General features: G+C 67.3%; 21 protein-coding genes. 17 read left to right on the top strand and 4 right to left on the bottom strand.

The features are described 5' to 3' along the window. The first annotated feature begins 13 nt into the window (after nt 1–13). Genes ACFVTE_RS12405 through ACFVTE_RS12395 form a run of 3 tightly spaced genes read left to right on the top strand, consistent with a single transcriptional unit; the run spans nt 14 to nt 2751 of the window. Nucleotides 14–754 (top strand): DUF5998 family protein, encoded by a 741-nt coding sequence (locus ACFVTE_RS12405; RefSeq protein WP_377993979.1) that lies wholly within the window; start codon nt 14–16, stop codon nt 752–754. A 1-nt stretch (nt 755) separates the two neighbouring features. After that, nucleotides 756–2039 carry an alkaline phosphatase family protein gene (locus ACFVTE_RS12400; protein ID WP_387100775.1) on the top strand — a complete coding sequence of 428 codons (1284 nt, stop codon included), beginning with the start codon at nt 756–758 and terminating at the stop codon, nt 2037–2039. Beyond that, nucleotides 2032–2751 carry a thymidine kinase gene (locus tag ACFVTE_RS12395; protein WP_387100774.1) on the top strand — a complete coding sequence of 240 codons (720 nt, stop codon included), beginning with the start codon at nt 2032–2034 and terminating at the stop codon, nt 2749–2751. The genes ACFVTE_RS12400 and ACFVTE_RS12395 overlap by 8 nt, the downstream gene beginning before the upstream one ends. 4 nt (nt 2752–2755) lie before the next feature. On the opposite strand, the gene sepH is transcribed toward ACFVTE_RS12395, so the two are convergent. Beyond that, nucleotides 2756–4294, bottom strand: a complete 1539-nt coding sequence (gene sepH, locus ACFVTE_RS12390; protein WP_387100772.1) for a septation protein SepH — start codon at nt 4292–4294, stop codon at nt 2756–2758. 259 nt (nt 4295–4553) lie between these two features. Here sepH and ACFVTE_RS12385 point away from each other — a divergent pair, with 259 nt between their 5' ends. Next, entirely contained in the window at nt 4554–4853 is a 300-nt protein-coding gene (locus ACFVTE_RS12385; protein ID WP_387100770.1) for a DUF4193 domain-containing protein, read from the top strand. Nucleotides 4854–4877: 24 nt separating this feature from the next. Here the strand turns inward: ACFVTE_RS12385 and ACFVTE_RS12380 are convergent, their stop codons facing one another. Then, entirely contained in the window at nt 4878–5366 is a 489-nt protein-coding gene (locus tag ACFVTE_RS12380) for a DUF3093 domain-containing protein (RefSeq protein WP_387100768.1), read from the bottom strand. Between the two features lie 77 nt (nt 5367–5443). On the opposite strand from ACFVTE_RS12380, the gene dut reads away from it, so the two are divergent. The 4 genes from dut to ACFVTE_RS12360 all read left to right on the top strand — a co-directional run bounded on the left by dut (nt 5444) and on the right by ACFVTE_RS12360 (nt 7851). Next, a complete protein-coding gene (dut, locus tag ACFVTE_RS12375) occupies nt 5444–5989 on the top strand; it encodes a dUTP diphosphatase (protein ID WP_387100766.1) in 546 nt (181 codons plus the stop codon). Between the two features lie 74 nt (nt 5990–6063). Then, entirely contained in the window at nt 6064–6777 is a 714-nt protein-coding gene (locus tag ACFVTE_RS12370) for a DUF3710 domain-containing protein (RefSeq protein ID WP_387100764.1), read from the top strand. Continuing rightward, a complete protein-coding gene (locus tag ACFVTE_RS12365) occupies nt 6770–7099 on the top strand; it encodes a hypothetical protein (RefSeq protein WP_387100763.1) in 330 nt (109 codons plus the stop codon). The genes ACFVTE_RS12370 and ACFVTE_RS12365 overlap by 8 nt, the downstream gene beginning before the upstream one ends. After that, complete coding sequence (locus ACFVTE_RS12360) at nt 7096–7851, top strand: DUF3159 domain-containing protein (RefSeq protein ID WP_387100762.1); 756 nt, start codon at nt 7096–7098, stop codon at nt 7849–7851. The genes ACFVTE_RS12365 and ACFVTE_RS12360 overlap by 4 nt, the downstream gene beginning before the upstream one ends. On the opposite strand, the gene ACFVTE_RS12355 is transcribed toward ACFVTE_RS12360, so the two are convergent. Together ACFVTE_RS12355 and ACFVTE_RS12350 are read right to left on the bottom strand one after the other, a co-directional pair. Next, the gene (locus ACFVTE_RS12355; RefSeq protein ID WP_387100761.1) at nt 7821–8633 is read right to left on the bottom strand and encodes a potassium channel family protein; all 813 of its coding nucleotides are present in this window, start codon (nt 8631–8633) and stop codon (nt 7821–7823) included. The genes ACFVTE_RS12360 and ACFVTE_RS12355 overlap by 31 nt on opposite strands. Next, nucleotides 8634–9305, bottom strand: coding sequence for a TrkA family potassium uptake protein (locus tag ACFVTE_RS12350; RefSeq protein ID WP_354261616.1), 672 nt, complete (start codon nt 9303–9305; stop codon nt 8634–8636). It abuts the gene before it with no gap. A gap of 94 nt (nt 9306–9399) precedes the next feature. On the opposite strand from ACFVTE_RS12350, the gene ACFVTE_RS12345 reads away from it, so the two are divergent. The 9 genes from ACFVTE_RS12345 to ACFVTE_RS12305 all read left to right on the top strand — a co-directional run bounded on the left by ACFVTE_RS12345 (nt 9400) and on the right by ACFVTE_RS12305 (nt 21341). Further along, a complete protein-coding gene (locus ACFVTE_RS12345) occupies nt 9400–11376 on the top strand; it encodes an APC family permease (RefSeq protein WP_387100760.1) in 1977 nt (658 codons plus the stop codon). Further along, nucleotides 11373–12749 (top strand): class I SAM-dependent RNA methyltransferase, encoded by a 1377-nt coding sequence (locus ACFVTE_RS12340; protein ID WP_387100758.1) that lies wholly within the window; start codon nt 11373–11375, stop codon nt 12747–12749. Before ACFVTE_RS12345 ends, ACFVTE_RS12340 begins: the two co-directional genes overlap by 4 nt. Nucleotides 12750–12899: 150 nt before the next feature. Further along, complete coding sequence (locus tag ACFVTE_RS12335) at nt 12900–15725, top strand: aconitate hydratase (protein ID WP_387100756.1); 2826 nt, start codon at nt 12900–12902, stop codon at nt 15723–15725. A 173-nt stretch (nt 15726–15898) separates the two neighbouring features. After that, nucleotides 15899–17872 carry a 1-deoxy-D-xylulose-5-phosphate synthase gene (gene dxs / locus ACFVTE_RS12330; RefSeq protein ID WP_387100754.1) on the top strand — a complete coding sequence of 658 codons (1974 nt, stop codon included), beginning with the start codon at nt 15899–15901 and terminating at the stop codon, nt 17870–17872. Further along, on the top strand, nt 17869–18414 hold the full coding sequence (locus ACFVTE_RS12325) for a DUF402 domain-containing protein (protein ID WP_387100752.1): 546 nt from the start codon (nt 17869–17871) through the stop codon (nt 18412–18414). Before dxs ends, ACFVTE_RS12325 begins: the two co-directional genes overlap by 4 nt. Continuing rightward, nucleotides 18411–18971, top strand: coding sequence for a hypothetical protein (locus tag ACFVTE_RS12320; RefSeq protein ID WP_387100750.1), 561 nt, complete (start codon nt 18411–18413; stop codon nt 18969–18971). The genes ACFVTE_RS12325 and ACFVTE_RS12320 overlap by 4 nt, the downstream gene beginning before the upstream one ends. 83 nt (nt 18972–19054) lie before the next feature. Then, nucleotides 19055–19273 (top strand): hypothetical protein, encoded by a 219-nt coding sequence (locus ACFVTE_RS12315; protein ID WP_387100749.1) that lies wholly within the window; start codon nt 19055–19057, stop codon nt 19271–19273. Nucleotides 19274–19317: 44 nt separating this feature from the next. Beyond that, nucleotides 19318–20295, top strand: coding sequence for an aldo/keto reductase (locus tag ACFVTE_RS12310; RefSeq protein WP_387100747.1), 978 nt, complete (start codon nt 19318–19320; stop codon nt 20293–20295). Then, nucleotides 20295–21341, top strand: coding sequence for a nucleoside hydrolase (locus tag ACFVTE_RS12305; protein ID WP_387100746.1), 1047 nt, complete (start codon nt 20295–20297; stop codon nt 21339–21341). Before ACFVTE_RS12310 ends, ACFVTE_RS12305 begins: the two co-directional genes overlap by 1 nt. Nucleotides 21342–21462 lie beyond the last annotated feature (121 nt).

Below are 21462 nucleotides of genomic sequence, written 5' to 3'. Positions count from 1 at the left end.
TGAAAATGGGGAAATGAGCTCCCAGCCTCCCACCTCGAAGCCTCAAGCGCCCGACCACAGCCCGCAGGCTTTCCACCACAGCTCGCACAACCACAGCGTGCAGGGCCAGAGCCTCGAAGGCGCGCTGCAGCAGGCCGGTTTTTACCCGCTGCTGGTGGCCGACGTGGTGGATGACGCCCTGGACGGCCGGGACTGCCTCGCACACCTGGTCCACCTCGAGACGCACTTCGACCGCGCCGAGGTCCGCCGGCACATCACCGTCCTGGTCCTCACCGAGGACATGCTGGTGATCACGCACGTGGACGACCAGCAGCTCGACGAAGCCGGCGAGCAGATCGTGGCGCAGATCTCCACCGAATCCGTCCCTGTGGCGCAGATCCGCTCGGTGGTCCTGAGCTACATGTACGCCCAGCCGCAGAACTACAAGCCTTCGGACCCGGTCCGCGAGGTCACCCTCTCCATTGCCTGGTCCGGCGGCCAGCGACTGGACATGGGGCCGGCCAGCTGCGGCGACCCGCAATGCGAGGCTGACCACGGCTACAGCGGCACCATCGCCCAGGAGGACATCGTCCTGCGCATCAGCGCCGAGGCGGACGGCCTGCAGGCGGTCCAGGATGCCAAGCTTTTTGCCCGTGCCCTGCGTGCGGTGAACACGGGATCGCCCACCCCGGTGCGCCATGCGCCGTCAGCCACCCACCCGCGTCCCCGCATGGGCGTTTTTGCCAACCGGCTCAGCCGCGGGCACAAGCGCTGAGATGCAGGAACAGCTAAACGATGCTTCAGACTCCGCAACTCGGGCGCCGGAACCCGGGACTGCCGTAACCGGCCTGCCTGCCGCACCGGCCTACGGCCGCCGTTCAGTGGCCGAGGTGCTGGGCAGTGCGGCGGCCAGCCTTGGGGTTCCAGGCTTCGAGAACGCTTTGGGCCTCCCGCCGGCCAAACGTGTGTGCGTGGTCCTGGCCGACGGGCTGGGACGCAGCCTGCTCAAACAGAAGACCGCACACACCCCCTTTCTCCGCGGCGTCCTGCAGCAGGGCCAGGGGGCCGTGCCCGTCTGGCTGGATTCCGCCTTTCCTTCCACCACCGCAGCTTCCCTCGCGAGCCTGGGCACGGGACTCGCTCCCGGCCAGCACGGGCTGGTGGGATATGACGTCCTGGATCCGGCCCAGGACAAGGTGGTCAACATGCTCGGCAACTGGGACGCCGCCGTGGACCCGCAGCAGTGGCAGCCGTTCCCCACGGTCTTCGAACGTGCCTCCGAACATGTGGCGGTCACCACCGTCAGCCTGCCGCAGTTTGGCGGCTCGCCCATGACCCAGGCGGCGCTGCGCGGCGGCACCTTCGTCTCCGGCACCACCTCCCACGCCCGCACTGCGGCGGCAGCCGAGGCCATGGCCGACGCGGACTCAGCCCTCATGTACTTCTACGTCAACGACCTGGACAAGGCCGGCCACCGGTACGGCGCGCAGTCACCGCAGTGGGAGCACCAGCTCGAGGAACTGGACGCCACGGTCAAGCGCCTGGATGCGTCCCTCCCGGCCGGAACCACAGTGCTGGTCACGGCCGACCACGGCATGCTGGACGTCGCCGAGTCACAGCGCCTCGACTACGCTGCCGACGCTGCCCTGGTGGCCGGTGTCCGGCACACGGCCGGGGAACCGCGCATGGTGCACCTGTACCTGGAGGACGATGCCGGCGATACCGCGAAGGAGCGGTTGCTGGCGGCGTGGCGCGCCCGCTTCGGCGAGCGGATCTGGGCGTTCACCCGGGAGGAAGCCGTGGCGGCCGGGCTCTTCGGAACCGTGCGGCCCGAGGTAACGGGACGGCTGGGCGACGTGATGGTGGCAGCCAGGGACGCGCTGGCCTTTTACGACACGCGCCGGGTACGCCCGACGGCCATGGAGGTCGTGGGCCAGCACGGCTCCCTGACCAAGGCCGAACGCGAGGTTCCGCTGCTCAGTTTCCAGGCTTCCGGAAGGCCAGCGTCAGGTAAATCAGGTTCCGGCAAGACCGCGGGCCGCCGGGGAACCCGTGGCTGAGCTGGTCTTTTTCTCCGGAACCATGGACTCCGGCAAGTCCACCCTTGCGCTGCAGATGGACTACAACCACCGTGCGCGGGGCCGCGGCGGGGTGCGGTTCAGCCGGAACGACCGCGCCGGCGACTCCCGGATCTCCAGCCGCTTGGGGCTGCAGGCCGAGGCCGTGGAAGTCGTCGACACCACGGACTTCTGGGACGAGGTCGTGCTCCGCCGCACCCAGGGGATCCGCGTGGACTACCTCATCTGTGACGAAGCACAGTTCTATTCAGCCGCCCAGGTGGAGCAGCTGGCACGCGTGGTGGACGAGATCGACGTCGACGTTTTTGCCTTCGGCATCACCGCGGACTTCCGGACCCGGCTCTTCCCGGGTTCGCAGCGCCTGATTGAGCTTGCCGACCGGGTCCAGGTCCTGCAGGTTGAAGCGCTGTGCTGGTGCGGCCGGCGTGCCACCCACAACGCCAGAACTGTCGACGGCGTGATGGTCACCGAGGGTGCCCAGGTGGTGGTTGGCGATGTGGATATGGCCATTGATCCCGCGGCCGGCGATCCGGGCAATGACGAAGGACATCTGCCGGTGGTGGGTTACGAGACGCTGTGCCGGAGGCACTTCATGCGCCGGGTCACCGCCCATGGCGCCAGCATCATCGCCCAGCAGGACGAGCTGCTCCCGTTCGAGGTGGACGCCTGCCTGTGGCACGGCGCCGGCAGTTAGTTTCTCAGTCGCCCCGGGTGCCGAAGACGATTTCGTCCCAACTGGGAACACTTGAACGCTTCGGCCGGGACGGCTGGCGTTCCGGCTCGTCCCGGTCCTGATCGGCGCCGGATGTGCCCTGGCCGGGCTGCGGCCGGCTTCCGTCCAGACGGCTGCCCTCCAAGCGGTTCCCCTCCAAGCGGCGCCGGGCACTGCCGCGGCCCAGGAGTTCGTCCAGGCCCGGGTTGGCAGGCGACGGGCGGCCGGTGACCGGGCCGGCAGAATGCGCCGCCGGTGAGTTGGGCTCCGCCGGTTTGGCCGGACGCGTGTTGCCCGAAGCGACGGTGTGACCGGGCACGATGGTGATTTCGCGCGTGTTGGTGCTGACGCCGTCGTGAAGCTTCAGCGACTCGTCGTCGGCATCCTCATGCCGGGGGACCAGGTTAAGGCGGGACACCATCGAGGGCCGGCCGTCACGGCGCCGGGCCAGGGTGAACTCTGCCGCCGGAGCCTCAGCCGTCCCGTCGCCGTCGTTCTCCTCAGGTTCCGGATCCGCATCCTGTTCCGCACCGTCCAGTGATAGGTCAGCGTCCTGGGCTGAATCACCGGAGTGCCCGGAATTGTCTGACTGCCACGAACCGCCGGCCGGCGATTCGGGCTCCATGTCTGCGGGTGCTTCGTCCGCCCGCGGGTGGGCGGCCGGGACACCGTTGGCGAGCAGCAGCGCCAGTGCGTCGTCGCTGTCCTCATCCACGCCGAGCCGCTGGCCGCGCCGCGAACGCAGCATGTCCAGGAGGCCGTCCGGATCCTTCTGCTGCTCCGTGGTGTTACCGATGCCGGGGCTGTTGGCTGTGCCAAAACCGGAGCGGGCCGCGGCCTCCGCGTCGGTTTCGAAGTCGAAAGGCCTGTCGGATACGGCGGAGAGCCGGCGGGCCGGTACAGGTCCGTCCAGCGGCTCCAGTTCGCTGAGCTGCTGGGCCCAGCGGTTCGCGTTTTGCAGCGACTTCCGGGTGGGGTTGAACGTCCACATAGCGGGAGGTTCCTCACCGATGCTCGCGTGCCCGCCGGGGGCGGCTTCAAACTTGGCCACCACGGTCCATGTGCCGTCCGGCCGGCGCCATGAGTCCCATTCCAGCGTCGTGGAGTGGATGCCGTGGGCGGTGAGCCGGTGGGCCACCATGTCGCCGAGGGTGGCGGGGTTGTCGCCGAAGGCCGACCGGTAGACGTCGTGTCCCGGGGCGGGGGAGGCGACCTCCACTTTCTGGGCCTGCTGGGCGATGTAGGCACGTTCGGCCAGCACCGGCCCTTCGTAGCGCTCCACCTTTTCCTGCGGCATCCCGCAGGCGGCGGCAACCTCGGCAGCGGTGGAACCGCTGCGGATTTTCGCCTGGATGTCGCGGGGAGACATGGGAACGGGGGCAGCCGCGGACGGGCGCGCGGAGGGCCGGCTGGCAGCCAGCCTGAGCGCCTCATTGATCGGCAGCCGGAACATTGCGCCGGCGGTACCGCTTAACAGGAGATGCTCCCCGTCGTCGTGGACGCCTACAAGCCGTAGATCCTGCATACAATCCTCCACCCTGGCATTACTATCATTCGAAACTCTGCCACCCCGCACTGTCTTTTCCCGTTAGGGCAGAGGGCGCGCCGCGAAATTCCGGGAGTTTCGGGTGGGTGGCGGAGGCCCGGGGGAGGCGTTAATTCCGGCTATGGCTTTTCCGCGCAGCGTGGAGAAAAATGTGCGCGTACCGGGCACAAACCAAGTTCCTCCGGCGTTGTCCCGGATGAATCATTCGAGCGATTCAACGGAGTGTGAGCAGCAGGCCATGGCGACTGATTATGATGCGCCGCGGAAGTCCGAAGAGGACCTCAACGAGGACTCGATTGAGGAGCTGAAGACCCGCCGTGCCGAGAAGCCCACGGCAGTGGTGGAGGAGGAGGAGTCCGACCTCGCCGAAGGCTACGAGCTGCCCGGAGCCGACCTGTCCGGCGAGGAGTTGCTGGTCCGTGTCCTGCCCGCCCAGGCCGACGAGTTCACGTGTGCCTCGTGCTTCCTGGTCCGGCACCGCTCCCAGATCGCGCGGGAAAAGAACGGGCTGCTCTATTGCCGCGACTGCGAAGGCTAGGTGCGCCGGATAAAGGTGATTGGGCTAGGCGCCGTTGAGCGCAGCGACCAGTTCCTCCGGACGGCGCGTGGAGGTCAGCCAGTAAGGCGTGGGGTCCGACGGGTCGGCGATCTCGATCCTGACCACCGGGTCAATCCACCCCCGGATGCACAGATAGGCCAGTCCGTTCAGGCGCGTCCCGCGCTCCGCCGTCGCCTCCTTGCCCCGGTACGCCGCTGCCCCGCCGACCAGGCTGCGTTCGATGCTGGCCCGGCCCACCTGCAGGGTCCGCGTGGTCACCGTCACTGACGGCGTTGACAGGAACAGAAGCACTGCCTCGATGGCGAACAGCACGGCGGCTGCCGTGAAGCCCGCCGCCAGGCTGATGGGCGCGAAGACCAGGATGCCTGCCGATGCGATGCCCACCGCGACCACCCAGATCCACGCGCCAGGCCACAGCTTTTCGGAGAAAACTACGGTTTCGTCCGGTGAGGACGGGTTGCGGGCAGGAACGGCAGCGCTTGATTCGGGCATGCCCTCAAGCTTAGTGGCCGGCAGGAGGGCCCACTGCAATAGGAGGAGATGGAGCCCGGACGATAGAGTGTGGGACTGTGACTGACGAATCAACGGCCATGACATCCCTCGCTCAGCAAGCCCCCGCGACTGCCGCTGCCCAGCCGCCCAGGGCGGAGTTCGGAGCACCCACGGTGCAGGTCCAGCTGAAAATGCTCGACGACGGCCTGGAAGCGCCGTCGTACGCCCACCCCGGTGATGCCGGGGCGGACCTGCGGGCCCGCGAGGACGTGGTGCTCGAGCCGGGCGAACGGCGCCTGGTCCCCACCGGCGTAGCCATCGCTCTGCCGGACGGTTTTGTGGCCCTCATCCACCCCCGTTCGGGCCTCGCCACCAAGCATGGACTCACGGTGGTGAATGCACCCGGAACCGTCGATGCCGGATACCGCGGGGAGATCGCGGTAACGCTGCTCAACACCGACCGCGAGCAGGCCATTGAACTGCGGCGCGGCGATAGAATTGCACAGATGGTGATCCAGCGCGTGGAGCACGCGCAGTTCGTCGCCGTGGGGGAGCTGAACGACTCTGTCCGCGGTGCCGGCGGGTTCGGTTCCACCGGCGGGTTCGCCGTTCCGGGCACGTAGCGGCACACCACCGGCTGGGCCGCACACCCGCATTTCGGGGCGCGCGACACGATCACAACTAAAGGAGACAACGCATGGTTTTTGGGCGGGGCAAGAAAGCCAAGAGGCAGGAATCGGCGGAGCCGGAGGACGTTCAGGAGGACGTCACTCCTGACGCGGCCGGGAATGCCGCGGACGACCGCAGGGCCAACGGTCCTTTCGACGTCTCCGAGATCAGCAGCCGCGACGGCTATGTGGACCTCGGCGCCCTGCTCATCGCCCCGCGCGACGGACTTCAGCTCCGGCTTGAGGTCGAGGAAGCGACCCAGCGCGTTGTCGCCGTAACCATGGACCTTGAGGGGTCAAGCCTGCAGCTGCAGGCGTTTGCCGCGCCCCGCTCCGAGGGGCTCTGGGACGAGATCCGGGAGCAGATCGGCCAGTCTGTCGGCGGCCAGGGCGGCCAGGTTGAGGAGATCCCGGGGGACTACGGCGTCGAACTCGTGGCTAAGCTCCCGGCCGGGGCACCGGACGGCAGCCAGGGCTACCGCGTCGCCCGTTTCGTCGGCGTCGACGGTCCCCGCTGGTTCCTCCGCGGCGTTTTCGGCGGCGAAGCCGCGCTGGACCGTGAAGCGGCAGCCGGCCTCGAGGACCTGTTCCGGAAGATCGTGGTCATCCGGGGCGAGAACCCCATGCCGCCGAGGGATCTCCTGCAGCTGCGCCTGCCCAAGGACGCTGCCGGACCGGTGGCTCCCGCGGCACCTGACCTCCAGGAGCCCGAGCGCGGGCCGGAGATCACCCAGATTGGTTGATGCAGGCGGCCCGCAGGACCAGGCGGTTCCCATCCGCGGGCTGCCGGAGCGCGGGCGCGCCCTGTGCCACGGATTTATCGAGTCGGTGACCTATGCGCCCCCCTCAGGGGTGGCAGCCTTCACGGCCATCATCTCGGACCATGACACCCTGCCCGCGGAGCGCCGCGGGCGGCTTCGCGTCATCTGGCTGGGCCGCCGCCGCATTCCGGGGATCGACGCCGGGACCGAACTCAAGCTCGAAGGCATGCTGACCGAAAGGGAAGGCATGCCCACCATGTTCAACCCCCGCTACGAGATACTGTCCCGCCAGGAGAACCAATGACTTTGCCTGAAAACCCCGATTCGGGACCGGGCCGCGAAGAACCCAAGCCCGCGCCCGAGACTCCGGGTTTTGCCGGGCTCGCCGAGGACTACGCTTCCAAGGCCGGGCTGCACCGCACACACGACGGCCGCATCGACGTCCTGAAGAGCGCCGGCGGCTACCAGGGAATCGCCGAGAGCATCCTGCCCGGCCTGGTTTTCCTGGTTGCCTTCACCGCCACCACCGCGCTGACCCCGTCACTTATTGCCGCTCTGGGCACCGCCGCCGTCTTCACGGTGGTCCGGCTCGTGCAGCGCCGGCCGCTGACCCAGGCGCTGGCCGGCGTCGTGGGTGTGGGCATCTCAGCCTGGCTCGCCAACACCACGGGCAAGGCCGAGGACTTCTACCTTCCGGGATTCCTGACCAACTCGGCCTACATCGTGGCGATGGTCATCTCCATCGCCGTCCGCTGGCCGATCGCCGGCCTGCTGTTCGGGTTCATCCGGAACGAAGGCCTGGACTGGCGCAAGGATCCGGCCCGCGTCCGCGCCTACCGGCTGGGCACCTGGATCATCGTCGGCGTGCTGGCGCTGCGCCTGCTGGTGCAGGTTCCCCTGTACCTCATGGGCCCGGACGGGCTGGCGGCGCTGGCCACAACAAGGCTCATCATGGGTGCACCGCTGTACATCCTCGGCGTGTGGATCGCCTGGCTCGTCACGCGGCCCGCGGCGACGCCGGACGGTCAGCCGTCGAAGCCGTCATCATCCAGCTGATCGGTCCCGGCCAGCTGGTCTGCGGCTGCCGGCGCCCCAACGGCGGCCGCGCCACCCTGCGGGGAACCGCCGGCTTCCTGCTGGTCACCGGACGGCTGTTCGCTGAACGGCCGCCCCTCAGCTGAACTGGGTGACAGCAGCTCGCGCAGCTGGTCTTCGGCCGCGATGGTGGTGACGAAGAACAGCTCGTCCCCGCCGTCGATGACGTCGTCCCGGCTGGGCGTGATCGGCGCCTGGTCCCGCAGGATGGCCACCAGCGTCGAGTCCTCCGGCCAGTCGATGGCACCCACCGTAAGCCCGATGGTGTGGGAGTCGTGCGGCACCGTGAACTCGACGATGGACGACACACCTGTCTGCAGGGTCAGCAGCCGGACCAGGTCGCCGATCTCCACGGCTTCCTCCACCAGCGCCGTCATGAGCTGCGGTGTGTTCACGGCAACGTCCACGCCCCAGGAGTCATTGAACATCCAGTCGTTCTTCGGGTTGTTAACGCGCCCCACTGTGCGCCCGATGCCGAACTCGGTCTTGGCCAGCAGCGAGACCACAAGATTCACCTTGTCATCGCCGGTGGCCGAAACCACCACGTCCGCGTCCTCGAGCTTGGCATCCTGCAGGGTGCTCAGTTCGCATGCGTCACCCACCAGCCAGTGCGCCCCGCGCAGGCCGCTGCGCCCGATCACCTCGGGCTTGAGGTCAATGAGCAGGATCTCGTGCTTGTGGGACAGCAGCTCACGGGCAATCGAGGAGCCGACGCTTCCGGCCCCGACGATGACGACTTTCACTTAGGACTCCTTGGCGGGTGCTTTGGCGAGGATGTGGGCGACTTCGGACGTGCGGTCCACCCGCAGCATGGCATGCACCGTGTCGCCGTCCTGGTAGGAGGTGCCCGCGGCGGGCAGCATCCCCTCGCCGAAACGGGTCAGGTAGGCGACCCGGACGTCGGCCACCTTCTCGATGGAGGAGACCGGATGCCCCACCCATTCCGGATGCAAATCGAGTTCGGCCAGCACGAGGCGGCCGGACGGGTCGCGGAAATCCCCGGCAAGGTGCTGTTCGGGAAGGATGCGGCGCAGGACCTGGTCGGCGCTCCAGCGCACCGCGGCCACCGTGGGGATGCCCAGGCGCTGGTAGATCTCGGCGCGGCCGGGGTCGTAGATGCGGGCCACCACGTGCGGCACATGGAACGTCTCGCGCGCCACCCTGGTGGCCAGGATGTTGGAGTTGTCGCCGCTGGAGACGGCCGCAAAGGCATAGGCGTCCGCAACGCCCGCCTGCTTCAGGGTGTCGCGGTCAAACCCGACGCCGGTGACTTTCCGGCCGGTGAAGCCCGAGCGGAGGCGGCGGAAGGCGCGGTCGTCCTGGTCGATGATGGCCACCGAATGGCCGGCATCCTCGAGCGTGTGCGCCAAGGTGGCCCCGACGCGTCCACAACCCATGATCACGAAGTGCGCCACGCGTATTCTCCTCAACTCTGGCCGACTGCTCCGTACGACTCTACCGCCGGATACCTGCCATGACATCGCGTGCGAATCAGACTAGCTTTGTGTGGTGCTGACAATTCTGAATGCCGTGAAGCGCGTGCTGGTGGGAAGGCCCTTCCGGAACGACAGGATGGCCCACACGCTCCTGCCGAAGAGGATCGCGCTCCCCATCTTCGCCTCGGATGCATTGTCCTCCGTGGCCTACGCCCCCGATGAGATTCTCCTCACGCTGGCCCTGGCCGGCGTGAGCGCGGTGGCCATTTCCCCGCTCGTGGGCCTCGCCGTCATGGTGGTCCTGCTCACGGTGGTGGCGTCCTACCGGCAGAACGTCCACGCTTACCCCTCCGGCGGCGGTGACTATGAGATCGCCAACGAGAACCTCGGCAAGTACGCCGGGCTGACGGTGGCGTCCGCCTTGCTGGTGGACTACGTCCTGACCGTCGCCGTGTCCATGTCCTCTGCGGCGACCTACCTCACCACGGCCATCCCATCGCTTCACGGACAGCAGGCCCTGATCGCCACCATCGGCGTGGTGATCCTGGCGCTCGTCAACCTGCGCGGCATCAAGGAAGCCGGCAGCGTCTTCGCAGTGCCGACCTACATCTTCATGGCCTCCATCCTGGGCATGACCGCCGTCGGGATCTTCCAGGCCGTGACCGGCCAACTCGGCCAGGCGCCGTCGGCTGCGTTCACGATTGTCCCCTCACCCGATTTCGACCAGGGCCTTGTGGGCCTCGCGGGCGCGTTCCTGCTATTGCGCGCCTTTTCCTCCGGTGCCGCCGCCCTGACCGGCGTGGAAGCCATCAGCAACGGCGTGCCCAACTTCCAGAAGCCCAAGAGCAAAAACGCTGCCACCACGCTGCTGCTGCTCGGCATCATCGCCTCGGCCATGCTGGCAGGGATCATCTACCTGGCCAACGCCACCAAGGTGCACATCGTGCTGGACCCGGCCACTGAGTTCCTGCTCAACGGGCAGCCGCTGCCCGAGGGGTACATCCAGAACCCGGCCATCAGCCAGATTGCCCAGACCATCTTCGGCAACGGGTCCATTCCGTTCTACATCGTGGTCGCGGCCACCGGCGTCATCCTGGTGTTCGCCTCCAACACCGCCTTCAACGGCTTCCCGGTGCTGGGCTCCATCCTGGCCCAGGACGGCTACCTGCCCCGGCAGCTGCGCACCCGCGGCGACAGGCTCGCCTTCAGCAACGGCGTGCTTGCCCTGGCCGCCGGTGCCCTGGTGCTCATCCTGTCGTTCAATGCGGATGTGACCAAGCTCATCCAGCTCTATATCGTCGGTGTTTTCATCTCCTTCACGGCCAGCCAGCTGGGCATGGTCCGGCACTGGGGCCGGGAGCTGAAACTGGCCAAGGACAAGGCCGTCAAACGCCGGATGCTCAAGTCGCGAACCATCAACATGATCGGCTTCGGCATGACCGCACTGGTGCTGGTGATCGTGCTTATCACCAAGTTCGAACAGGGCGCCTGGATTGCCCTGCTCGCCATGTTCGTCCTGTTCCTCATCATGTGGAGCATCCGCGCCCACTACGACAACGTGGCCAAGGAGCTGGCGGTCGACGAGGACTCCTCGCCCCGCGCGCTGCCCACCCGCGTGCACGCTGTGCTGCTGGTGTCACACGTCCGCAAGCCCGTACTTAGGGCACTGGCCTATGCGCGGGCTTCCCGGCCGTCGCGGCTGGACGCCATCACCGTGGACATCAACGCCGAAGAAACAGCGCACACCCTGGCCGACTGGGAGAAACTGGAGATCCCGGTTCCGCTGACCATCCTCGCCAGCCCCTACCGCGAGACGGTCACGCCGATCATGGACTACATCAAGAACATGCGCCGGGACTCGCCCCGGGACCTGATCGTGGTCTATATCCCCGAGTACGTGGTGGGCAAATGGTGGGAACAGTTGGTGCACAACCAGACAGCCCTCCGCATCAAGACCCGGCTCCACTTTGAGCCGGGCGTCATGGTTGCCAGCGTTCCCTGGCAGCTCAAATCATCCGAAGAAGCCAAGAGACTGCAGGACATTCAATGAGCCCGGACACCCAGACCACCTCCACCGGACTCGAACTGGTGGTCGACGTCGGCCCCGTGGCCCACGGCGGACACTGCGTGGCCCGCCACGAGGGCCGCGTGGTCTTCGTTCGCCACGGCATCCCGGGGGAGCGGGTGCGGGTCCGGCTCACCGACGCCGAGGAGAAGGCCAAGTTCTGGCGCGCCGACGTTGTGGAAGTCCTGGATGCCTCGCCGGACCGGGTGCCGCACTTCTGGCGGACCGCCGACTCCGCCAGCTCATGGGCGCACGGGCGCCCGCCGGTCGGCGGCGCCGAACTTGGCCACATTTCGCTGCAGCGCCAGCGGAGCCTCAAGTCGGAGGTGCTGGCCGAACAGCTCAGGCGGCTGGCCGCCGTCGAACTTTCCCCGGACGTTGAAGCGGTCGGAGCAGCGAACGCCCAAACGGACGGCGCCGGGCTTAAGCACGACGGCGGGACCGGACTTGGGTGGCGCACGCGCGCCAGCTTTGGCGTCACCCCAAGCGGCCGGCTCGGCATGCACGCCCACCGCTCCGACCAGGTGATTCCCGTGCAGGAGATGCCGCTGGCTGTCGACGGTATCAACGCCCTGCGGCTGTGGGATGTGGACCTCCAGGGCATCGAGCGGGTGGAGGTGGCCGCGCCCGCCAACGGCTCGCGGCCGCTCGTGCTGCTCGCCCCGGCCCCCGGAACGCGTGCCAAACGGCTGAACTCCGTCCTCTCCCAGCTGCCGTCGGACGTCTCCGTGGCCAGCTACGATCCCCTCAAGAACGAGACGCTGCAGCTCCGCGGCCGGACCTGGGTACAGGAGTCCGCGGCCGGCCACGACTACCGGGTCACGGGCGCCGGTTTCTGGCAGATCCACCGCGACGCGCCGGAAACCCTGGTGGGTGCCGTCACCGGATTCCTGCACGAGGGCGGCTTCCTGGAACCCGGCGCCGCAGTGGCTGACCTCTACGCCGGGGCCGGCCTGTTCACTGCCCCGCTGGCCGACGCAGTAGGGGAGACCGGGTCTGTGCTGTCGGTGGAGGGTGCGCCAGGCACCAGCCGGGACGCGCGGAAAAACCTGCACGGTGCGCCGCAGGTGGAGATTGTGCAGGGGAAGGTGGAGCGGGTGCTCCACCAGCGGCCGCGCCAGTTCGATGCCCTCATTCTTGACCCGCCGCGCGCGGGTGCGGGCAAAGCCGTGGTCAGCCAGCTGATTGCCTCGAACCCCCGCGCCATTGCCTACGTTTCCTGCGACCCGTCGTCGTTCGCACGCGATATTGGTTACTTCCAGCAGGGCGGCTGGCAGCTGTCAGGTCTGCGCGCCTTCGACCTGTACCCGCACACGCACCACCTGGAGACCGTCGCACTGCTGACTCCCCGCGGGTGATGCCACTACTATGGGCGATGTAGCCCCCCGTCGCGCCCGTGTACCCGGCTGACCATGCAGTTTGATGCGACCGGCACTAATTAGGGTGTCCTAACTAGCAAGCGGTCAACCACGCGACAAAGATGAAACTGTTGCGAGAGGAGTCCTGCGATGAGCACTGTGGACAGCTTCGGTTCAAAAGGCAAACTTGATGTTGCCGGAACCGAATACGAAATTTTCCGGTTGAACTCCGTTGAAGGTTCAGAAACCCTTCCGTTCAGCCTTAAGGTACTGCTTGAAAACCTGCTGAGGACCGAGGACGGCGCGAACATCACCGCCGATCACGTTCGCGCCCTGGCAGGATGGGACCCGAATGCCCAGCCCGACACCGAAATCCAGTTCACGCCAGCCCGCGTGATCATGCAGGATTTCACTGGTGTTCCCTGCGTGGTGGACCTTGCCACCATGCGTGAGGCTGTCAAGGAGCTCGGCGGTGATCCGAAGAGGGTGAACCCGCTGGCTCCGGCCGAGATGGTTATCGACCACTCCGTCCAGATCGACGTTTTCGGCAACTCCGGCGCACTGGAGCGCAACATGGAGATCGAATACCAGCGCAATGGTGAGCGCTACCAGTTCCTGCGGTGGGGCCAGACCGCGTTCGACGACTTCAAGGTCGTCCCGCCGGGAACCGGCATCGTGCACCAGGTCAACATCGAATACCTGGCCCGCACCATCATGACCCGCGAGGTGAACGGCGCGCTGCGTGCCTACCCCGACACCTGTGTCGGCACCGACTCGCACACCACCATGGTCAACGGCCTGGGCGTGCTCGGCTGGGGCGTCGGCGGCATCGAAGCCGAGGCTGCCATGCTGGGCCAGCCGGTTTCCATGCTGATCCCGCGCGTTGTGGGCTTCAAGCTCAGCGGCAGCATCCCTGCCGGTGCCACCGCCACGGACGTGGTGCTCACCATCACCGAGATGCTCCGCAAGCACGGTGTTGTTGGCAAGTTCGTGGAATTCTACGGCGAAGGCGTTGCCGCTGTGCCGCTGGCAAACCGCGCCACCATCGGCAACATGAGCCCGGAGTTCGGCTCCACGGCTGCGATGTTCCCGATCGACGACGTCACCCTCGACTACCTGCGCCTCACCGGCCGCCCCGACGAGAACGTTGCACTTGTGGAGGCCTACGCCAAGGAACAGGGCCTCTGGCACGATCCTTCCCGCGAGCTGCGCTTCTCCGAGTACCTCGAGCTGGACCTCTCCACCGTGGTTCCGTCGATCGCCGGACCGAAGCGTCCGCAGGACCGCATCGAGCTGACCGAGGCCAAGGACGAATTCCGCCACGACCTCAAGAACTACGTCACCCACGACGCCGACGCCGGCACGCTGGACGAGTCGCTGGAGGAAAGCTTCCCGGCTTCCGACCCGCCTTCCTTCACCACCGGCGGCACGCACGTGACCGACACCGACCGCGTTCCGCCGAAGTACTCCGCCGCGCACGGTGCTGAGGGCCGCCTTTCCAGCCCCGTCGCCGTGAAGATGGAGGACGGCCGCGAATTCGACCTGGACCACGGCGCGGTGACCATCGCGTCGATCACCTCGTGCACCAACACGTCCAACCCCTCGGTCATGCTCGCCGCCGCCGTTCTGGCACGCAACGCCGTGAACAAGGGCCTCACCGCCAAGCCGTGGGTCAAGACCTCCGTCGCCCCCGGCTCCAAGGTGGTCACTGACTACTACGAGAAGTCGGGCCTCACCCCGTACCTGGAGAAGCTGGGCTTCTACATCGTGGGCTACGGCTGCGCTACCTGCATCGGCAACTCCGGCCCGCTGGAAGCCGAGATCTCCGAGGCCATCCAGGCCAACGACCTCGCCGTCAGCGCCGTCCTCTCGGGCAACCGCAACTTCGAAGGCCGCATCAACCCGGACGTCAAGATGAACTACCTGGCCTCCCCGCCACTGGTCATCGCCTACGCCCTGGCCGGTTCCATGGACTTCGACTTCGACACCGACCCCCTGGGCAAGGACGAAGCCGGCAACGACGTCTTCCTGAAGGACATCTGGCCGAACCCGGTCGAGGTCCAGGAAGTCATCGACTCCTCCATCGACAAGGAGATGTTCGCCAAGGGCTACGAGGGAGTCTTCGAGGGTGACGACCGCTGGAAGGCGCTCGACACCCCGGCCGGCGACACCTTCGCCTGGGATCAGAAGTCCACGTACGTCCGGAAGCCCCCGTACTTCGAGGGCATGAAGGCCCAGCCTGAGCCCGTCCAGGACATCACCGGTGCCCGCGTGCTGCTCAAGCTCGGCGACTCCGTCACCACGGACCACATCTCCCCGGCCGGTTCGTTCAAGTCCGACACCCCTGCCGGCCAGTACCTGCTGGCCAACGGTGTGGAGCGCAAGGACTTCAACTCCTACGGCTCGCGCCGTGGCAACCACGAGGTCATGATCCGCGGCACGTTCGCGAACATCCGCATCAAGAACCAGCTCCTCGACGGTGTGGAGGGCGGCTTCACCCGCGACTTCACCCAGGCTGACGGCCCGCAGGCCTACGTCTACGATGCCGCCCAGAACTACCAGGCAGCCGGCACCCCGCTGGTGGTCCTGGCGGGCAAGGAGTACGGCTCCGGTTCGTCCCGTGACTGGGCAGCCAAGGGCACGGCACTGCTGGGCGTCAAGGCCGTCATCGCCGAGAGCTACGAGCGCATCCACCGCTCCAACCTCATTGGCATGGGCGTTCTTCCGCTGCAGTTCCCGGCCGGCGAGTCCGCCGCCACGCTGGGCCTGACGGGCACGGAAACCTTCGCTGTGGAGGGCGTCACCGCCCTGAACGAAGGCACCACCCCCAAGACCCTCAAGGTCACCGCCACCGCCGAGGACGGCTCCGCCAAGTCCTTCGACGCAGTGCTCCGCATCGACACCCCGGGGGAAGCGGACTACTACCGCAACGGCGGCATCCTGCAGTACGTGCTGCGCCAGATCTCCGCTAACTAGCGGGATCTCCGGGCAAGGCCCGGCAAGCAGCGCGATGAGGCCCCGGCCGGTCAGCAGACCGGCCGGGGCCTCTGCGTTGCTGCCTGCACTGCCCCGAGCATTTGCACTGCCTCGCGCGTTTGCGTGGAGGCGTTAGAGTTAATAGGCATGTCTACCAGCCGAAGGAGGGGCCGTTGGGAATCTTGGAGACCATCCGGAATCCGCAGGACCTGAGCAAGTTGTCCGCGGCGCAGCTGGATCAGCTGGCCGCCGAGATCAGGGAATTCCTGATCGGCAACGTCTCCCAGACGGGAGGGCACCTGGGTCCCAACCTCGGCGTCGTCGAACTGACCATGGCGGTGCACCGGATCTTCGATTCGCCCCGCGACAGCATCGTCTTTGACACCGGCCACCAGTCCTACGTGCACAAGCTCCTCACCGGACGGCACGACTTCAGCACCCTCCGCCAGCAGGGCGGCCTGTCCGGCTACCCGGACCGCGCCGAGTCCGAGCACGACATCGTCGAAAGCTCCCACGCCTCCTCCTCGCTGTCCTGGGCCGACGGCATTTCCCGCGCCCGCCAGCTGACCGGTGACGGCGACCGGTACGTCGTCGCCGTCGTCGGGGATGGCGCGCTTACCGGCGGGATGGCCTGGGAGGCCATCAACAACATCGCGGCGGACAAGAAGCGCCGCGTCGTGATCGTCGTGAACGACAACGGCCGCTCCTACGCGCCCACCGTCGGCGGCTTTGCCGACTACCTGGCGTCGCTGCGCCCCACCATTGACTCCCTTCGTGCCGCCCCCGCCTACGAGGGTGCCCTTGACTGGTGGAAGAAAAAGCTCCAGAACGGCGGCCCCGCCGGCCAGTTCACCTACAAGAGCCTGCATGCCATGAAGAAGGGCATCAAGGACTGGTGGGCCCCGCAGGGCATGTTCGAGGACCTCGGCATGAAGTACATCGGCCCGGTGGACGGCCACAACCTCCAGGCCATGGAACACGCCCTCTCCACCGCCAGGAATTACGCCGGCCCGGTCATCGTGCACGCAATGACCGAAAAGGGCCATGGGTACGCACCCGCCCGTGCCCACGAAGCGGACCAGTTCCACGCCGTCGGAATCATCGACCCCGAGACGGGCGAGCCCGCAGAAGCCGGCGGCGCCAAGTCCTGGACGTCGGTGTTCGCCGACGAGATCGCGGACATCGCCGACGAGCGTAAGGACATCGTCGGCATCACCGGCGCCATGCTCATTCCGGTCGGCTTGCACAAGTTCGCTGCACGGCACCCGGAACGCGTGTTCGACGTCGGCATCGCCGAACAGCACGCACTAACTTCCGCCGCCGGCATGGCTTTCGGCGGGCTGCACCCGGTGGTGGCCGTCTACGCCACCTTCCTCAACCGAGCCTTCGACCAGCTCCTGATGGACGTCGCCCTGCACAAGGCCGGCGTAACGGTCGTCCTGGACCGCGCCGGCGTCACCGGCCCCGACGGCGCCAGCCACCACGGAATGTGGGACATGGCCATGGTCCAGATCGTTCCCGGGCTGCACCTGGCCGCGCCGCGCGACGCCACCAGGCTGCGCGAGGAACTCCGCGAAGCCGTCGCCATCGAGGACGTCCCCACTGTTATCCGCTATTCCAAGGGCACCGTCGGCGCCGAGGTCGAGGCCATCGAACGCCTCGACGACGGCGTGGACGTGCTGTCCCGCCGCCCGGCCGGATCTACGGAGAACGATGTCCTGATCGTCAGCGTGGGCGCCATGTCCGAACTGGCCCTGAACGTCGCCAACCGGCTGGGTGCCCAGGGCATCAGTTCCACCGTCGTCGACCCGCGCTGGGTCCTTCCGGTCCGGAAGTCGATCATCGCCCTGGCCGCAAGGCACCGCCTGGTCATCTGCATCGAGGACGGCGTCCGTGCCGGGGGAGTCGGCTCCCGGATTCGCCAGGAGATGCGCGCCGCCGGCGTGGACACTGCCCTGAACGAGGTGGGCCTGCCGGTCGAGTTCCTGGACCACGGAACACGGAGCCAGGTGCTGGAACGGGTGGGTCTCACCGCCCAGCAGATCACCCACGACGTCGTTGCCCAGGTGCTCGGGACCAAGGTCCCGTTCGCGCGCCCGCTGCCCGGCCAGGAACACCCCACCACCGGAAGCCTGCCCAAACTGTGAGGGAGCCCGATTCCCTGCAGCCAGGCGAACTGGTGGTGTCCCGGAACCGCAAGTGGGACGGCACGGCTCACTGGGTGGTGCCCGGCCGGTACCTAGGCGAGGACCGGCACGGCTGGTGGATCTTCCAGCCGGCCAATGAGTTCTGCTCCCGCCCCGGCGCCGCCTTCTACACCGCGGCCGACGCCGTGCTACTGGTTCCGCGCACGGGCGAGTTCGTGGTTACCTTCTACGATGACACCTACCCGGGCGACTTCCGGGTTTACGTCGACCTGGCGACGGGCCACGCGTGGCGCCGGATCAAGTCCGGCGTAACGGAATTCCACGTCGTCGACATGGACCTCGACGTCATCCGCTCCGTGACGCGCGGCGTGTTCGTCGACGACGAGGATGAGTTCGCCGAGCACCGGCTCAGCATGGAGTACCCTGAGACGCTGGTGCGCGCCATGCAGGCCGAGTGTGACGCCCTGTTCCTTGCCGTCAAGGGCCAGGAAGCGCCCTTCGACGGCACCGACACCACCTGGTTTACGAGAGGACGGGCATGAGCGGAATTATCCGGGTCTACAAGCGCGACGACGAGGGGACCCTGCTGTTCCGGGAAGCCTGGTACGACGAGGACTACAGCCAGTTCGTCATGAACCACGGCGCCGTCGGCCACCAGAGCAAGACGCAGGAGACCGACGTCCCGGACGCCGAGGCCGCCGAGCGCCTGATGGACGCCTTCGAGATGGCCTGCACCGAGGACGGTTACGCGGAAATTCCTGACGAGGAGCAATACTGGGTGGTGGCCCAGTACGCCCTGAAGACCAAGGAAGGCACCAGCCGCGACCGCTACCTCGAGGAAAAAGCGAAGGACGCCTTGTCCGGCCACCTGGCCTGGCGCGGCCTGGGCATTGTGGACCGCTCCGAATTCGGCGACGCTAAGCTCAACATCTTCTGCCTCTGCCCGGACGTGAACAAGGCTGTGAACGCCATCAAGGTCTGCATCCGCGGCGAGGACCTCGACTTCACCAAGCTAAGCATCGGCGCCGCCCCCTTCGGCGACCTCTCGGCCCTGAAGCTCAAGCATTCGCCCAAGCAGGCGGCCGGCTTCAGCCTCTAGGCCAGCTTCACCCCAGGCAGTTCAAGCACCTCAAGCAGTCGCAGCATCTCAAGCAGTCACAGCACAAGGGAAGGCAGAACGTCATGACAAAGAAGTCAGCCAAGCAGGGCCGCACGCCGCTTCCGCGGGGCCTCGCCTCGCCCGACCGCAGGATTCTCGCCCATTCGGGTGTGGAGTCACTTGAGCAGCTGGCGCAGTTCGGCCGGCGCCAGCTGGCGGCGCTGCCGGGCATCTGCCCGCGGACCCTCGCCCAGCTCCAGGATGCGCTGGAGGAACACGGCCTGGACTTCGCCTCCGCCTGACTGGCCTGAAAAGGCTGTGCCCTGGGCCGTTATAGGGTGATTCCATGACTGAATACCGCCGTCTTGGAAAATCCGGACTGACCGTCTCCGTCGTTGGCCTCGGCTGCAACAACCTGGGCCGGGCCAACACGGTGACCGAATCGCAGGAGGGGACGGACGCCGTCGTACATGCCGCCCTCGACGCCGGGGTGACGCTCTTCGACGTCGCCGACACCTACGGCCGGGAACCGGGGCTGAGTGAAACGATGCTCGGCAAGGCCCTGGGGGCCAGGCGTGACGACGTCGTAGTGGCCACCAAGTTCGGCATGGACATGCGCGGGGCCAACGGCGAGGACTTCGGTGCCCGCGGTTCACGCCGCTACGTCATCCGCGCCGCTGAGGCCTCCCTGCGCCGGCTCGGCACCGACTACATCGATCTGTACCAGTTCCACACGCCCGATCCCCAGACGCCGATCGAGGAGACCCTCGACGCGCTCAACGACCTCGTCACGAGGGGCAAGGTCCGGTACATCGGTCATTCCAACCGCGCCGGCTGGCAGATCGCCGAGGCCGAATTCGTGGCGCGCGCCCGCGGCGGGGCCCGGTTTGTCTCCGCGCAAAACCACTACAACCTCCTGGACCGCCGCGCCGAGCTGGAAGTGACCCCGGCCGCGGAGGCCTACGGGCTGGGCGTGCTGCCTTACTTCCCGCTGGCGAACGGCCTCCTGACCGGCAAGTACGCGCAGGACCAGGCGCCGGAAGGCTCGCGGCTCAGCCACACGCGGACCAACCTGGTGCACGACGCCGACTGGCAGCAGCTCAAGGCCTTCAGTGCCTTCGCCGCCGCCCGCGACCTGACCGAAGTGCAGGTGGCCTTCTCCTGGCTTGCGGCGCAGCCGTCGGTCAGCAGCGTGATTGCCGGCGCCACCCGTCCGGAACAGGTCCGGCAGAACGCCGGGGCGGTGGCCTGGGTGCCGGACCGTGCAGAACTCGACGAGCTGGATGCAATCTTCCCGCAGACCCCCAAGGTGGCCCTGTTCTGATGCCGTCCATCCTCATGGATGTTGACACCGGAATCGACGACGCCCTGGCGCTGGTCTACCTGCTGTCCCGGCCGGAAGTCCGGATCGAGGCCATCACGTGCACGGCCGGCAACACGGGCGCCCGCCAGGTGGCGCTGAACAACCTCGCCCTGCTGGAACTCTGCGGGCGGGCCGGCATTGAAGTTGCCGTCGGCGCGGAAGTGCCGCTCGAGATCCCGCTGGTCACCACCGAGGAAACCCACGGACCGCAGGGGATCGGCTACGCCGAGCTGCCGCCGCCGCAGCAGGAGATCTCACCGCGGCATGCCGTGGACGTGTGGGTGGAAGCGGCCAGGGCACGCCCTGGTGAGATCACCGGCCTCATCACCGGGCCGCTGACCAACTTCGCGCTGGCGCTGCGGGCGGAGCCGGACCTGCCGAAGCTGCTCGGAGGGCTGGTCATCATGGGCGGCTGCTTCAACTACCAGGGCAACACGACCCCGACGGCGGAGTGGAACGTTTCCGTGGACCCGCATGCGGCCGCGGAAGTCTTCGCCGCCTACAGCGGGCTGCCGGAGGAGAACCTGCCGGTGGTGTGTGCGCTCGAAACCACGGAACGGATCGAGCTGCGGCCGGAGCACCTGCAGCGTCTCGCCGAGGCTGCCGGGGCTGAACCGGAACTCGTGCTGGCCGAGCAGCCGGAGGGCCAGCGCAGCCGGTCGGGCAATCCGCTAGTGGCGTGCCTCTCGGATGCCATCCGTTTCTACATGGAGTTCCACCGGCTCTACGACCAGGGCTTCATCGCGCACATGCATGACGCCTTCGCCGCCGCCGCGGCCATCGGGCGGACCCCGTACGGCACGAGGCCGGCCACCGTGCACGTGGAAACGGAGGCGCCCCGTCTGGTCGGGACCACCGTCGCCGACTTCCGGGGCATCTGGAAGGAGCCGTTCAATGCCAGGATCGTCACTTCAAACGACCCTGCGCAGTGCTTTGACGAGCTGATCTCCTCGGTGGGCGCCCTGGCGGCCGGTATTGGGAAGCGGCCTCTCCGGCCGGGACCGTAGCACGGCGTGCACGCGGGTCGGTAGGATGGTAGCCGTGCCGAGGTGACATTAGGCGCCTGCTTCCGTGCACGCGGAACATCACGCCACGGGTGCGGGACCCGCCGTTTTCAGCCTAAGGATC

Origin of the sequence: Arthrobacter sp. NPDC058097 (assembly GCF_042884885.1) — a bacterium.
Taxonomy (GTDB): domain Bacteria; phylum Actinomycetota; class Actinomycetes; order Actinomycetales; family Micrococcaceae; genus Arthrobacter.
The sequence above is the reverse complement of the archived record's forward strand: the minus strand, read 5'-3'. Positions and strand labels throughout refer to the sequence as shown.